Below are 14,708 nucleotides of genomic sequence, written 5' to 3' on the forward strand. Positions count from 1 at the left end.
GAAAGCCAATAGCACGGATACGACCGCAAGGAACCCACACCATGAAACTCTGCGCCGCCCAGCTCGCCTCGGTCTCCGGCGACCTCCGGCAGAACCTCGATAAGCACTGCCGCTTCGTGGAACACGCCGCCCGGCTCGGCGCGGAGTTGATCGTTTTCCCGGAACTCTCGCTAACCCGCTACGAGACCGTCCGGGCCAGGGAGCTGGCGCTGCCCTGGAACAGCCCGCTACTGGACGAACTCCAGCACCTCAGCGATGCCCATCGAATCATCATCGGCGCCGGGCTTCCCACACCGGCGCCGGAGGGCACCCGCATCAGCATGCTGATCGTCCAGCCGCACAAGCCCCGGGAGGTTTATTCCAAACAACTGCTCCCTGACGACGAGCTGCCCTTCTTCGTACCCGGCGATCATCAAGTCGTGATCCGTGCAGGCGATGCCGTGCTGGCACCGGCCATCTGCTACGAGTCCCTGCAACCCGACCACGCCGAACAGGCCGCCCGCCTGGGCGCGAACGTCTACCTGGCCAGCGTGGCCAAGTCCGCCAATGGCGTCGCCAAGGCCCGGGCGCACTACTCCGAGGTGGCAAAACGGCACGGCATGACGGTGCTGCTGGCGAACGGCGTCGGCCCGGTGGATGGCTTCGTCACGGCCGGGCAGTCGGCCGTCTGGGACGACCGGGGCGAACGGCTGGGGCAACTGGGCGAAGAGGAAGAAGGCCTGCTCCTGTTCGATACGCTCAGCGAAGCGCTGAGCATCCACTCACCCTTACGGTGAAATCGAAGGCGTGGGCGCTGCCTCGATTGCATCCGGCCCCGGCGACGCCTCGGAAAACACCAGCGCTTCGTCCTGGATCGGCTGCTCCAGCAGCATCACCCGGTCCCGCTCGTAACTGTGCAGCACCCGCCAGGGCAGATGCCGCCCCTGCCGAGGCAATACCGCCTGCCCGCGCTGGACATAGCCGGAGCGCAGCGAACTCATCACACTCTCCTCCAGCGCCTCGCCCTCCGGCGCCTTCGGGGTGAACACCGCCCGCCCCGCCTCGCGCATGTGGCGGTACAGCCGGCACAGGTAGGCCGCGGCGATATCCGCCTTCAACGTCCAAGAGGCATTGGTATAGCCGAAGATGTAACCGAAGTTGGGCACGTCCTGCACCAGCACGCCCTTATAGGTCAGCCGCTCGTGGATCGGTTGCACCACGCCATCCACGTCCACCGTCACCCCGCCGCACGCCTGCAAGCGCAACCCGGTGGCGGTGATCACGATATCCGCCTCCAGCTCCCGCCCGGACACCAGGCGGATGCCCCGCTCGGTGAAGGTCTCGATGCGATCGGTGACGACCGAGGCTTTTCCCTTGCGCAGCACCTCGAACAGATCGGCATTCGGCACGGCACACAACCGCTCGTCCCACGGGTTGTACGGCGGCGTAAAATGACGCATGTCCACCGCCCCGTCCAACCGCTTGCGCACCCCGGCCAGCAACAGCCGCCGCACCAGCCCCGGCCAGCGCTTCGCCGCCTTGAACATCGTCCGCTGCAAGAAGATGTTGCGCCGGCGCGCCCAGGCATAGACCCATCGATCCGGCAGAAACCGCCGAAGCACCTCCGACAGCTTGTCGTAGGCCGGCACCGAGAACACATAGCTCGGCGACCGCTGCAGCATGGTCACATGGGCAGCCCGCTCCGCCATCGCCGGCACCAGCGTTACCGCCGTCGCGCCGCTGCCGATCACCACCACCCGCTTGCCGCTGTAATCCAAGTCCTCCGGCCACTGCTGCGGGTGGATACGCAGCCCCTGAAAGCGCTCGACACCAGGAAAATCCGGCAGATAGCCGGCGTCGTAGTCGTAATAACCGGTGCAAGCGATCAGCAGCCTGCACGTGAAGGAGCGCGTCTGCCCGCTCGCCTCCTCCAGTGCCGTCACCGTCCACTCGCGCCGCTCGCTGGACCAGGAAAACCGCGTCGCCTTCAGGCCGAAACGAATCTTCTCTTCGACCCCGAACGCCCGCGCCGTCTCCACCACATAACGCCGGATCGACGGCCCATCCGCCAGCACCTTCAGCTCATTCCAGGGGCGGAACGAATAGCCGAAGCTGAACATGTCCGAATCCGACCGCACGCCAGGATAGCGAAACAGATCCCACGTCCCGCCAATCGCCTGCCGCCGCTCGACGATCCCAACCCGCGCCTCCGGCACCTGCATCGCCAACTGACACGCCATCCCAATGCCCGACAACCCGGCACCGATCACCAGCACATCGAAATGATCCTGCATGGCGCGCCTCCCGTTTGGCTTCTAACCTTCGGGATGCACGGCATCCCGACCTTCAGGCGAGGCTAGATCATTTGGCGCGGGAGCGCTGCTGGTCGTTTGGATGGGGGTATTTGGTGAAAGAACGGCGCGGGGAAGGATTGCGTGCGGTTTGATGGGGATGGCGGGTATCGGCCGATTCTGTTGAAAAAGTAGGTTCAGCGGCAGCCGGCCGATCGGATGTGCCTGCTGTCGAAGTGGCTGGAAGCCACTTCAAGTTGCCTTTCGGCGTTTCACGGAGCTTCCTTGCCCAGGTCTGAGGGTTAATTCGAGGGTTTCTGCTCGCCGCAGGCGCGCCTATCCCGTGAGTGGTGGCCCGTGAGGCAGCAGCTTGGCCATACGTCTCAGGTTTTGCACAGTAGCGGCCAAGGTGAATTCGTCAGTCGCACCCGTCAGTCCACGCAGTCGTAAGCGGTCGAGTTTCATGATCCGTTTGAGGTGGGCGAACAGCATCTCCACCTTCTTCCGTTCGCAACGAGAGATGAAAGAGCGTGAACGACGTTGAAATCCGGTGCGTTCAGAAGACGGAACTGCCTTGGTTTTTACGTAGCAGCGTCGAAATCGAGCGTTTTTTGAGCTGTCGATAAGCAACTCTCTCAGAAACCGACTTTTTCAACAGAATTGACCGATAGCTGCCACTCTCAACCGCAAGACCATGACGCGGAGCGTCACAGGATGCATTCCCACGTGGAGCTTGCAAACTCAACCAAGCAAAAGCGATCCTAGCGGCTCAGTCAGGTTGGGCCTCCCCAAGCGGTTTTCCATCCAGCCCTCTCGAGTCGCCTGCTCATGTCATACGAAATAGGTCGTCAATGAACCGAGACATTTACACAACCTTCTTAGGTGCGAAAGGTGTTGCTTTCGCGTGGATTGGTGCGGCCCTGGGTCCCATTTTTCTAGGGTTCAGCAGCAATCAACAGGAGCACTTGGTCTTCGGCATTGGAGCATTGATTCTAGTTGCGCTCTCGTTCGGCGAAGGTATCCGAGCTTTAAAGCATGGGTCGATGAGTGACTTCCTGGTTTACATGATCGTTCCTGCCCTTCTTTTAACTACAAGCTGCAGCTATGTGTTTTTCACTTGAGACGCAGCGCAATATTGGATACCCAGCCAAAACCATCCAAACCATGGCACAGAGCGCCGCGCAGAATTCCCACGCAAAGCGTGGGAACGACCCAGCAACCCAGCCAGGGCTTTAATCCAGCAGGAACTTCAAGCGTTCATCCGCCTTCGCCGCACTGATTTCGAGGATTTGTGCCTCGACCACCTGTTCGGCCACGAAGGGGTCGTCGTTGACGCGGGTTTGCAGGTCGGGCAGCGAGGTGTTGTGGGCGATGACGCAGCCGCCGCGCTTGGGTTGGAGGCTGCCGACGAGCAGGAACACGCCGTCGTCGAAGCCGCGCTTGATCCAGGCGTTGTGGCCTTCCATGAATTGGCTGGCCTTGTCTTTGTGGGTTGAGAACGTGAGCAGTACGACGAACATCGGGCCTATTCTCCTGATGGTTGTTAGGTGCATTCCGTTATGGGCGGTATCGCTGGCGCGTACCGGCCCTAAGGTATAGCCCGGTTGTTTCAGGCTGGCTAGCCGGGGGCGCCGGGGAAGTGACGCGGGGCCTCATGGGCTGCGTTCCCACGCGGAGCGTGGGAACGATCCAGTCCGGCATCTTCCCGGATTGCGCTGACGCTTTTCTGGGCTACGTTCACTCTTTGGCCCTTCGACAAGGAATCCTCGCCATGTCCATTCGTTCCGGTTCCAATGCGGCCTTGGTCGTCGTCGATGTCCAGGTCGACGTCGTGGCCAATGCCTGGGAGCGCGACCGCATCGTCGCGAACGTAGCGCTCGCCGTTCGGCGTGCTCGCGATGCGGGTGTGGTTGTCGTCTGGGTCCAGCATGACGATGCCGAACTCAAGTACGACACCTCGGGCTGGGCGTGGGTGCCAGAGCTTTCGCCACTGCCAACGGAGCCGCTCGTTCGCAAGCACTTCAATTCCGCCTTTGAAGGCACCGAGCTTGACTCGCTGCTGGACGGGCTCGGTGTCGCACACGTTTTCCTGGCCGGGGCGGCGACGAACTGGTGCATTCGTGCAACGGCCTATGCCGCACTGGAGCGAGGGTTCGACGTTACCTTGCTCAGCGACGCGCATACGACCGAAGACATGGTGCTTTCGTCTGGGCGGGTGATCGAGGCGCAAAGCGTGGTCGACGACCTCAACATCGCCCTGCGCTGGCTTGCCTACCCTGGACGCGCCAATGCGGCCGCGCCGACTGCGGAGGTCGAATTCGGGAGTCGCACAGAAGGGTGACGCGGAGCGTCACGGGCTGCATTCCCACGCGGAGCGTGGGAACGATCGATGCTCCGCCGGGCGAATAAATTCGCCCCTACCCACGAGCGGAGCGCGGGAACGCTCCATCCACGCGCCCGTTCACTGCGCCAGCCAACCGCCATCCATGTTCCAGGCTGCGCCACGTACCTGCTCGGCTGCCGGGCTGCAGAGAAACAGCGCCAGATCGCCCAGTTGCTGCGGGGTCACGAAGGCCTGGGAAGGCTGTTTTTCCGCGAGCAGTGCCGTGCGTGCGCTGTCGAGCGACTCGCCCACGGCGACACGCGCATCGATCTGCTGCTGCACGAGCGGGGTGAGCACCCAGCCGGGGCAGATGGCATTGCAGGTCACGCCGCTCAAGGCGGTTTCCAACGCCACCACCTTGGTCAGCCCGAGCACACCATGCTTGGCCGCGACGTAGGCCGCCTTGCCGATGGAGCCGACGCTGCCATGCACCGAGGCGACGTTGATGATGCGTCCCCAGTTCTGCTCTCGCATGTCGGGCAAGGCCAGTTGCGTGCAGTGAAAGACCGCCGTGAGGTTGAGCGCGATCACCGCGTCCCAGCGCTCCATGGGGAAGCTCTCCACGGGCGAGACGTGCTGTATCCCGGCGTTGTTGACCAAGATGTCGACACGGCCGAAATCGCGGCGGGCGTAGTCGAACAGATCCTCGATCTGCGCGCGGTCGCCAAGGTCGGCGCCGTTGTAGCCAACCCGCCCGCCGAAGCGGGAAAGCTGATCGGCCGCCGCCTGCCAATCGCCGAAGCCATTGAGGATGACGTTGGCGCCGCTGCGGGCAAGCACCTCGGCAATTCCCAGGCCGATGCCGCTGGTCGAGCCGGTGACCAGGGCGGTTTTTCCACTGAGCATAACGGGGCCTCCTAATCGGGGGTTCACAGTAACGAGAAAAGACCGGGCCACCGGGGCCCGGCAAGCTTTACACCAGAGAGCAAGCGAAAGACGGCCTCACCAGAGCGGAATGCTGTAGCTGACGATGACGCGGTTCTCGTCCAGATCGCTGCCGAAGTTGCTGCGGGTGGTGGCGTTACGCAGGCGCAGGCCCAGGTTCTTCAACGGGCCGTCCTGGAAGACATAGGCGATGTCGGTGTTGCGCTCCCAGGTCTTGCCCTCGCTCAGGCCGGCACCGCGCTCGACGTTGTCGCCGGACAGGTAGCGGGTCATGAAGGTCAGCCCCGGAATCCCGAGCGCGGCGAAGTCGAAGTCGTAGCGCAGTTGCCAGGAGCGTTCGTCCTGGTTGCCGAAGTCGTTGATCTGCACCAAGTGGGCCAGCGCATTGTCGGAGCCGGCGATGTAGGCGAAACCGGTGTCGCCGCTCAAGTATTGGTAACTGGCGGTGAAGCTCTGGGGTCCCAGGCGGTAGGTGAACAGCGCACCGAAGGCGTCGTTGTCGACGTTGCTACCGCCGTCGTCGCGGGAGCGGGCGAAGCGGATATCCGACTTCAGGCTCTGCGTCTCGCCCAGCGGCAGTTGGTACACCAGGTTGACCAGGTGCTGCTTGTAGATGCCGTCGAGACCGCCGTAGTAGTAGCTGGTGGACAGCGCCGGGGTCCACTGGTAACGACCGCCGGCGAACAGGAACTCGTCGCTGGTCTTGGCGCTGCCCAGCACGATGTTGCGCTTGCCGCCGTTGAAGACGGTCATTTCCTCGTTGTCCGAGGAGTCGCGCTGGTTGACCCGGTCGATGCGGCCGAGATCCAGGCTCAAGCCCTCCACCTCGTTGCTGGTGAGCCAGGCGCCGCGGAACGTCTGTGGCAGCAGGCGGCTGTCGTTGCGCATCAGTGGCGGCAGCGAAGGCTGGAGGGTACCGAGTTTGAGGGTGCTGTTGGAGGCGCGCAGCTTGGCGGTCAGCCCGGTCTCGCCGTACTCGTCCTGGGCGCGTTTGGGCGCCTCCCGGTCGCTCTTGAGGAGGCCGGTGCCGATCCGGTCCGGGCTGGAGTCGAGCTTGATCCCGAGCAGGCCGATGGCGTCGAAGCCGACGCCGACGGAGCCTTCGGTGTAGCCGGACTCGAAGCGCAACATGAAGCCCTGTGCCCACTCCTCCGCCTTGGACTGGGCGGCGCCGCGCTGGCGGAAGTCGCGGTTCATGTAGAAGTTGCGGGCATCCAGCACCGCCTTGCTGTCCTCGACGAAGGCAGCGGAAACCGGGGCGGACAGCCCCAGGGAAAGGCTCGCAGCCAGCAGTGGGCAGGTGAATGTCGGCGTGTGTCGCATGGGTATTTCCTCTTGTCGTTATTGTCGCTACGGCTTTTTGGCCCACAGCCGTCCTGGCAGCGACTGCCGGGGCAGCGCCGTGGGTTGGGTGAACGGAAAAGTTCGGGTCCCAGGAGAGGACCCGCACGCAGACTTACAGGGCTTCGCGCAGCCTCGGGCTCGCGACGTGGAACCGTCGCGCCTCCAGCCGTCTCGATTGCACGATGAGTGATGCGGGGGGCAGCGGAATACCTGAGAGAGCCATGGGAGCGATTCCTTTTGTTGTTGTTTTCTCGTGCGCTCTGGGGGCACGTCGACTTCCGACGTCGAGTCCGACGCGTACTGGCTTTCCTAAGAGCGAAAGGCATGCCAGCTCGGCCGAGGTCGTTACGAAAAGACCACGGATCAGCAGCAGGCCAGAAACTATGCGGCTTGCGCCGCCCCAACCCAGGACGTCGGCCGGGTTTGGCGGCGTAAGCACGGTGTACGGGAATCTGGACATGTTCAATATGGCGACTGCCGGTGCGGCGCTTGTCCAGTTTTCTGGACGCGCCGTTCAGCGCAGGTTCAGGCCATGCTGCTGCAACTTGCTGTACAGACTGGCGCGGGAGATGCCTAGCTCACTGGCGGCACGCCGACGGTTGCCGCCGCAGGCGGCCAGGGCCAACTGAAGAGCACGGCGCTCGGCGGCGGCGACGCTTTGCGCCAGGGGTTGCAGGGGCTCGTCGGTAAGCGGCATGGTTTGCTCGGGCGGGCTGGCCGGGGCGGCCGGCGGCATGGGTATGTCGGGCGCAGTCAGCAGCGGCTGCAACTGTGCGACGTCCAGCAACGGGCCCTCGGCATCCAGCAGCGCCCGCTCCAGCAGGTTGCGCAACTCACGCACATTGCCTTTCCAGGCTTGCCGGCCGAGCAGGGCCAAAGCTCTCTGGCTCAGCTCCATGGGCGCCTGGCCCGAGCGGTTGGCGATGTCGTCGAGCAGGTGCTCGACCAAGGTGGGAATGTCCTCGCGGCGCTCGCGCAGAGGCGGCACGTTCAAGACCAGCACGTTGAGGCGGTAGTAGAGGTCGTCGCGGAACTGACCGGCGGCCACTTTGGCCTCCAGATCGATGTGGGTGGCGGCGATCACCCGCACGTTGAGCGACTTGACCTGATTGGAGCCGAGCGGCTCGACCTCCTGCTCCTGCAACACGCGCAGCAGCTTAGCCTGCAGTTGCAGCGGCAGGTCGCCAATCTCGTCGAGGAACAGAGTGCCGCCGTTGGCCACCTCGAACTTGCCGATGCGCGCCTTGCGGTCGGCGCCGGTGAAGGCACCGGGGCTGGTGCCGAACAGCTCGGCCTCGACCAGGGTTTCCGGGATGGCAGCGACGTTGACCGCGACGAAGGGGCCGTTGGCCCGTGGCGACAGGTTGTGAATACCCTGGGCCAGCAGCTCCTTGCCGGTGCCGGTTTCACCGCGCAGCAGCACGGTGGCGTCGAGCTGGGCGGCGCGGCGGGCCAAGCGCTTGACCTCGCTGGCGGCGGCGCTGGCGCCGATGAAGCCGGCGATGGTGTAGCGAGCGCGGCGCGCCTTGGCCAGCTCGTTCTGGGTCGCCAGCAGTTGGCTCTGCAAGGCGTTGTACTTGCCCATCAGCGGCTTGAGATGGCGGGCACGGTCGAACAGGACGAAGCCCAGCGCCCCGACCAGCGTACCGTCCTCGTCGCGCAGGGGAATGCGAGTGACCACGAAGTGCTCGTCGCCAAAGGCCATCAGGTCGAGCATGCTCGGCTGGCCGCTCTCCACCACTTCGCGCAAGCGGCTGGCCGGCAACACGTCCTCGACGGCCTTGCCGAGAGCGCTACGCGGGTCGCGGATACCCACCTTCTCGGCGTACTTGTCGTTGATCCAGACGATGCGCGCCTCACGATTGACCGCGATGGTGCCCTCGCACTGGGCATTGAGATGATCGAACAACAGCGGCATGGCCATGGCGCGAAAACGCTCGGGCGACACGCCGATGATCAGGCCGTGTTGGTCGAGATCGTCGCGGGAAATGGCCATACAGCAAGGGTTCCACAGAAGGTTAGGGATTATGGGGAGCGGTCTTGCCGCACGGACAAGGCGCGCCCCGGTTGGGCAGGCGCGCCTTTTACCTCATAGGCACGAGTGCCTCAGTTGCTGCATCGCCCGGCTTCGAAATGGCCGCTTGCGGTTTGCTTCACCCAGGTGTTCACCCCGGAGAGGCTGCCCAGGTAATCGTTGCCGCCGACGGTGTAGTAGCCGTAATAGGCGCGCCCGGCCATGACGTGGCTGAGGTTGGTGGCGTTCCAATCCTGGCAGGTGCCGCTAACGGGGCCACCGCTGCAAGCCGCGGGACGCTGGGAGTACCAGATTCCCGCCTTGCCCTCGTACAGGACGACGCTGCTCCAGGTATCGAACGAGCCACCAATATCCACCTTATCTCCATTGGCATAGGCACGCAGGTTGGAGACACCACCGGCATAGGCCCGGCCGGCGCCGATATGCGCGCTGGGCGAGGCGGTGATCTGCTGACAGGTTTCCACCGGGGCGCTGGGATCATTGACCACCACGGTGCGTGTTGCAGTGCCGGTGTTGTTGTCGCTGTCGGTGGCCGAATAACGGCAGCTGTAGCTTCCAACCGCCGAGGTATTCACCGCACTGCAGTCAGCGGACACCGCCAGGGTGCCGTCTTCCCGGTCGCTGGCCGTAGCACCGGGGTCGGTAAAAGCGCTGTTGAGGGCCAGGGTGAGGGGATTGTCGCCAAGCAGCGTGATGACTGGATGCCCCTGCGGCTGGCTGCCATCGCGGCTGTGACGGCTGAAGAAGTCCCAGACGATATCCGGATAGCTGGGGCCGACCTGCACCGACCACTTACCGTTGTTACCCTCGGTCCCGCCGGCCCAGTAATGGCCGTGATCGGTGTCCTGGGTATTGGGCGTGGCCAAGGGGCCATCGTAAAAGACGGTCTCCACCAACGAACGGGTGGCGGTGGTGCCGTCCTGCGTGTAGGTAATGCGCTGGCAGCCGTAGTTGTTCTGGTAGTACGGCGAGCAGACGGTGTCGGACGCCTTTGTCGCCGCGGCGGTCTTGAAGTTGACGGGGCCGAATACCTGCAAATGGACATCGCGGATGTTGTTGGCCGCCGTGAGCAGCACGGTGCAGTCCTTCCGGTTCTGCAGAACCATCAAGGGAATCGGGTAAGCGTCGTCCGCTTCGCCCGCCATATCGGCCGCCACCTGGCTGACACTGTGGAAGGTCGCCGAGCCAGGGCATTGGCCGGACAGCGAGACCGACGCGGCATCCTCACTGTAGGGAAGCCCGGCCGCCGGTGCTGCCGCGGCCCAGTACTCGTTGTGCGCCACGGCGGCGGCCACGGCCATCGCCCCGCCGGACGAGAGGCCGGTAATGAAGCGCCGGTTGGGATCGATCGGGAAGTTGGACTCCACCTGCAAGGCGATCTGGTGCAGGTCCTCGACCTCCCCTCCTCCTTCGTGAATGTGCTGCTCGAACCAGAAACCCCAGCAGTTCTGGTTACGCAAGCCGTCGTAAGTGGTGATGAAGGGGGCAACCAGAATGAAGCCATAGCGATCTGCCGCCGCCTTCATCCCCCAATCGTTGAGCACGTCGTCGTGGGTCTGCTTGCAGCCATGGAGCGCCATGACCATGGGCGCCGGGGTGGTGATGCCAGTGGGAACGTAGACTTTGTAATTGCGCTCCCGGGAGCCGCTATACGCCTGCTGCGGGGAGGTATAGGCGTGGGTTTGTCCCGACAGGGCATGGGTGGGCAATAGCAGGGTTATCAGCAACGCGAACAGGGAGGCAGTGAGGGACCGGCAAGAGCGGTGATCCGCCCCGCCTTGTGGCAAGGATCGGTTTCGCATGGGCTTACTCCATTCTTGACTTTATTTTCTGGAGGTTTGGTCTGCCCACCAAACAGCCATCGAGGCAGGCAAACGCCAGCCGAGCGAATGGAATATCCGTGCCAACGGAATATTCTCATGGATATCAGTTAGTTAGCCTTCATTAGCAGATCAGCATCGGGCCGGTTTCCAGGATTTCGGACGGTTTCGCCCATGGACGCCGGAATTGGGAAGGATTGTGTCCAGTAATCGAGAAACAGATGTCCAGAAATTGAGACAGGAGAAATTTCGTAGATCCTATGTTCCTGCACATCCGGATTGCCTCATTGTCACCTTGAGGCTTGGCCTTGCGCTGGCTTGTCTGCCGCTGTGACGCGGAGCGTCACGGGAGGCATTCCCACGCGGAGCGTGGGAACGATCGGCAATTCGCCCCTACACAGTACCTGCGGGCCTGCACGAACTATCCTCTCTACCCTTGAGGGAGAGGCTCGGAGAGACACCCAGTTATGAGAGGGTGGAGCTAAGCCAAGCGCAGCTCCCCGCCCTCGAGCCATCGAACAGGCCCTAACTCCCCGGGTCGAACCCAGCCCCCTTACAACTGCAGGTTGTGAATCACCAGGCTCGAGTCGTTCGGGTCGCGTTCAGCACGGAAGCCGAGCTGGGCGCTGAGGTCGCGGATGCGGCGGTCGTCCATCAGGTCGACGGAGACCATTTTCTCGAAGCCGTTCTGCCGGGCTTCTTCGATGAGGTGGTTCATCAGCGCGGCGGAGAGGCCCCGGCCGTGCCAATCGTCAGCCACGGCGACGGCGCATTCGCACTGCTTGTCGGCTTCGGTGGCGGCGTAGCGGCTGATGCCGACTTCCACCAATTTGCCGTCTTCATGGGTCAGGGCGACGAAGGCCATGCGGTCCTGGTAGTCCACATCCATGAGCTGGTCGAGCAGTTGCGGGCTGACGTCCTTGACCGTGCCGAGGAAGCGGAAACGCCGGGCTTCCGGAGACAGGCGCTGGATGAATTCGCGTTCGCGCTCGCGGTCTTCGGGGCGCAGCGGGCGGATCAGCACGTGGGTGCCGTCGGCAAGGGACTCGACCCAGTAGGCGCTGGGGGCTTGCGGTACAGGTTGGGGGAAGTCGAGGACTCTGGCGGTGTTGGACATGGTGGGTAGGCTCCATTCGAAAATCTACCGTCATTCAAACGCCGCCAAAGGTCAGGCGATTTGACCGGAGTCAACTAAAGCCCCGGCCCCGCCCGGCGGGCCTGGGGCACAGTGTCGCAGGAGCTTTTTTCCCACCGAAAAAGGGCGGGCCGGGGACTTCCGTCGCCCGGCCCGGGATGTTGCGGTGTAGCGATCAAGCAGCCGGCAGAACCCTGCCCCGGCACTCGCCGAAACCAATGGACGGGTAGCCGTCTCGGCGGCAGCGGGCCTTGAGGATGATCTCGTCGCCGTCTTCGAGGAAGGTGCGGGTTTCTCCGCTCGGCAGGTGCAGCGGCTGTTTGCCGCCTTGGGTGAGTTCCAGGAGGCTGCCGAAGCTTTCCGGGCGCTCGCCGGAGAGGGTACCGGAGCCGAACAGGTCGCCGGGTTGCAGGCTGCAGCCGTTGACGCTGTGGTGGGCGACCATCTGGGCGACGGTCCAGTACATGTTCAGCGTGTTGCTGAGGGCGATGCGCTGCGGCGCCAGGCCCTGCTCGCGCATGGCGTCGGTGAGCAGCAGCACTTCCAGTTCGATGTCCAGGGCGCCGGCCTGCTGGTCGCGCTCGTCCCACAGGTAGGGCAGCGGGCGCGGATCGCCTTCGGGGCGCGGCGGTTGGGCGCAGCGGAAGGGTTCCAGGGCCTCGGCGGTAACGACCCAGGGCGACACGCTGGTGGCGAAGCTCTTGGAGAGGAACGGGCCGAGGGGCTGGTATTCCCAGGCCTGGACGTCGCGCGCGGACCAGTCGTTGAGCAGGCAGAAGCCGGCGACGTGGCTGCCCGCCTCGGCAATCGGGATGGCTTCGCCACGGGCGTTGCCTTCACCGATCCAGATGCCCAGTTCCAGTTCGTAGTCGAGGCGCTTGCTCGGGCCGAAGCTCGGTTCGCTGGCACCCGGCGCCAGAGTCTGGCCGTTGGGGCGCTTCACCGCCGCGCCGGAGACGTCGATGGTGGAGGCGCGGCCGTGGTAGCCGATGGGCACATATTTGTAGTTGGGCAGCAGTGGGTTGTCCGGGCGGAACAGCTTGCCGACGTTGGTGGCGTGGTGGATGCCGACGTAGAAGTCCGTGTAGTCGCCGATCCGCGCCGGTAGGTGCAGCCGGCAGGCAGCCATGGGCTGCAGTAGGGTTTCGCCGAGGGCCTGGAGGCGCTCGCGCTGCAGGCTGTCCGCATCCAGTAGGCCTTGCAGGGCCTCGCGCAGGGCACGCCGCGCCGGGGCGCCGAGGGCGAAGAAGGCGTTGAGGCTGTCGCCGCTGGCGGCTTCGGCGGCCTGGCGGGCGGTGCCGTCGAACAGGCCGGCATCCAGCGCGGCCTTGAGGTCGAGGATGCGGTCGCCGATGGCGACACCGCCGCGCGGGGTCAGGCCAGGGCGGCTGAATATGCCCAGGGGCAGGTTGGCGAGGGAAAAGTCGGGGTGGCCGTTGGCCGAGTCCACCCAGCTACGCCGTTCGTTGTGTGCGGTCATGTCATTTCCCGTTCTGGTCGAATGTCTTGGTCAGGCCGGCCCAGCAGGCGTCGTAGTCCTGTTGCAGTTGCGGGCATTCCAGGGCGTGGCGGGTCGGCCGCAGGACCTGGCCGGTCTCGAACATGAAGGCCATGGTGTTCTCGATCTTGTGCGGCTTCAACTCGGCGTTGATGGCCTGTTCGGTTGAAACGTGGTCCGGGCCGTGGGCGCTCATGCAATTGTGCAGCGAGGCGCCGCCCGGCACGAAGCCGCCGGCCTTGGCATCGTAGGCGCCTTGGATCAGGCCCATGAATTCGTTCATCAGGTTGCGGTGGAACCACGGCGGACGGAAGGTGTTCTCCGCCACCATCCAGCGCGGCGGGAAGATCACAAAGTCGATGTTGGCCATGCCGTGAATCGCGCTGGGCGAGGTGAGCACGGTGAAGATGGACGGGTCCGGGTGGTCGTAGCTGACCGTGCCGATGGTGTTGAAGCGGCGCAGGTCGTACTTGTAGGGCACGTTATTGCCGTGCCAGGCGACCACATCCAGCGGCGAGTGACCGAGGTCGGTGGCCCAGAGTTCGCCGAGGAATTTCTGCACCAGCCGCACCGGCTCGTCGCGCTCTTCGTAGTGCGCTACCGGGGCGAGGAAGTCGCGCGGGTTGGCCAGGCCGTTGCTGCCGATGGGGCCGAGGTCGGGCAGGCGCAAGGCGCAGCCGTGGTTTTCGCAGACGTAGCCGCGGGCGTTGCCCTCCGGCAGTTCGACGCGGAATTTCATGCCGCGCGGGATCACCGCGATTTCCAGCGGTTCCACCTCGAGCACACCGAGTTCGGTGACGAGGCGCAGCCGGCCGCTTTCCGGCACCAGCAGCAGTTCGCCGTCGGCATCGAAGAACACCCGTTCCATGGAGGCGCTGGCGGCGTAGCGGTAGATGCTCGCGCCGTTGGGCTGCTCGCCTTCGCCGTTGGCGGCGATGCGCACTAGGCCGTCGATGAAGTCGGTGCCCGCCGGCGGCATCTCCAGCGGGTCCCAACGCAGGCGGTTGGGGGTGACCGGGCCGAGTTCGCGACCGGCGATCTGGCGTTCGAGGCGCTGATACTGGCCGTGTCTGGCGGAGGGACGGATGCGGTACATCCAGGTGCGCCGCGCCTCGCTGCGCGGCACGGTGAAGGCGGTTCCGGAGAGCAGTTCGGCATACAGCCCGTAGGGCACCTTCTGCGGGGAGTTCTGCCCTTCCGGCAGGGCGCCGGGCAGCGCTTCGCTGGCGAATTCGTTGCCGAAGCCCGACTGGTAGGAAAGGGCTGCAGCGGATTGTTCTTGTGTGTGCATGGCCTTCTCTCGCATTTTGCGTAAACGATTTACGCAAAAAGTAATTT

At 64.2% G+C, this 14,708-nt stretch carries 11 protein-coding genes and 1 pseudogene; 2 read left to right on the forward strand and 10 right to left on the reverse strand.

Annotated features, from left to right (window positions below; all coding sequences use genetic code 11):
- Positions 1-41 precede the first annotated feature (41 nt).
- The gene (locus PIN01S_RS14610; protein WP_084336417.1) at positions 42-776 is read left to right on the forward strand and encodes a carbon-nitrogen hydrolase family protein; all 735 of its coding nucleotides are present in this window, start codon (positions 42-44) and stop codon (positions 774-776) included.
- Here the strand turns inward: PIN01S_RS14610 and PIN01S_RS14615 are convergent.
- The 3 genes and pseudogenes from PIN01S_RS14615 to PIN01S_RS14630 all read right to left on the reverse strand — a co-directional run bounded on the left by PIN01S_RS14615 (position 768) and on the right by PIN01S_RS14630 (position 3,790).
- Positions 768-2,273 carry a flavin-containing monooxygenase gene (locus PIN01S_RS14615; RefSeq protein ID WP_084336418.1) on the reverse strand — a complete coding sequence of 502 codons (1,506 nt, stop codon included), beginning with the start codon at positions 2,271-2,273 and terminating at the stop codon, positions 768-770. The two genes, PIN01S_RS14610 and PIN01S_RS14615, sit on opposite strands and share 9 nt — an antisense overlap.
- 333 nt (positions 2,274-2,606) lie before the next feature.
- Positions 2,607-2,792: pseudogene (locus PIN01S_RS14620) on the reverse strand (transposase); the annotation flags it as partial.
- Positions 2,793-3,502: 710 nt separating this feature from the next.
- Complete coding sequence (locus PIN01S_RS14630) at positions 3,503-3,790, reverse strand: YciI family protein (RefSeq protein ID WP_084336420.1); 288 nt, start codon at positions 3,788-3,790, stop codon at positions 3,503-3,505.
- A gap of 251 nt (positions 3,791-4,041) precedes the next feature.
- Between PIN01S_RS14630 and PIN01S_RS14635 the strand changes: the two genes are divergently transcribed.
- A complete protein-coding gene (locus PIN01S_RS14635; protein ID WP_169715833.1) occupies positions 4,042-4,611 on the forward strand; it encodes an isochorismatase family protein in 570 nt (189 codons plus the stop codon).
- Between the two features lie 120 nt (positions 4,612-4,731).
- On the opposite strand, the gene PIN01S_RS14640 is transcribed toward PIN01S_RS14635, so the two are convergent.
- The 7 genes from PIN01S_RS14640 to hmgA all read right to left on the reverse strand — a co-directional run bounded on the left by PIN01S_RS14640 (position 4,732) and on the right by hmgA (position 14,661).
- On the reverse strand, positions 4,732-5,499 hold the full coding sequence (locus PIN01S_RS14640) for a 3-hydroxybutyrate dehydrogenase (protein ID WP_084336422.1): 768 nt from the start codon (positions 5,497-5,499) through the stop codon (positions 4,732-4,734).
- A 96-nt stretch (positions 5,500-5,595) separates the two neighbouring features.
- Complete coding sequence (locus tag PIN01S_RS14645) at positions 5,596-6,861, reverse strand: OprD family porin (RefSeq protein WP_084336423.1); 1,266 nt, start codon at positions 6,859-6,861, stop codon at positions 5,596-5,598.
- Between the two features lie 535 nt (positions 6,862-7,396).
- Positions 7,397-8,878 (reverse strand): sigma-54 interaction domain-containing protein, encoded by a 1,482-nt coding sequence (locus PIN01S_RS14650; protein WP_084336424.1) that lies wholly within the window; start codon positions 8,876-8,878, stop codon positions 7,397-7,399.
- A gap of 110 nt (positions 8,879-8,988) precedes the next feature.
- Entirely contained in the window at positions 8,989-10,719 is a 1,731-nt protein-coding gene (locus PIN01S_RS14655; protein WP_084336425.1) for an extracellular catalytic domain type 1 short-chain-length polyhydroxyalkanoate depolymerase, read from the reverse strand.
- A gap of 571 nt (positions 10,720-11,290) precedes the next feature.
- Complete coding sequence (locus tag PIN01S_RS14660; protein ID WP_084336426.1) at positions 11,291-11,854, reverse strand: GNAT family N-acetyltransferase; 564 nt, start codon at positions 11,852-11,854, stop codon at positions 11,291-11,293.
- A 193-nt stretch (positions 11,855-12,047) separates the two neighbouring features.
- Positions 12,048-13,352: a fumarylacetoacetase gene (fahA, locus tag PIN01S_RS14665; RefSeq protein ID WP_084336427.1), complete on the reverse strand. Its 1,305-nt coding sequence runs from the start codon at positions 13,350-13,352 to the stop codon at positions 12,048-12,050.
- 1 nt (position 13,353) lies between these two features.
- The gene (gene hmgA / locus PIN01S_RS14670; RefSeq protein ID WP_084336428.1) at positions 13,354-14,661 is read right to left on the reverse strand and encodes a homogentisate 1,2-dioxygenase; all 1,308 of its coding nucleotides are present in this window, start codon (positions 14,659-14,661) and stop codon (positions 13,354-13,356) included.
- Positions 14,662-14,708: the final 47 nt, after the last annotated feature.

It is taken from the genome of Pseudomonas indica NBRC 103045 (assembly GCF_002091635.1).
GTDB lineage: Bacteria > Pseudomonadota > Gammaproteobacteria > Pseudomonadales > Pseudomonadaceae > Pseudomonas_M > Pseudomonas_M indica.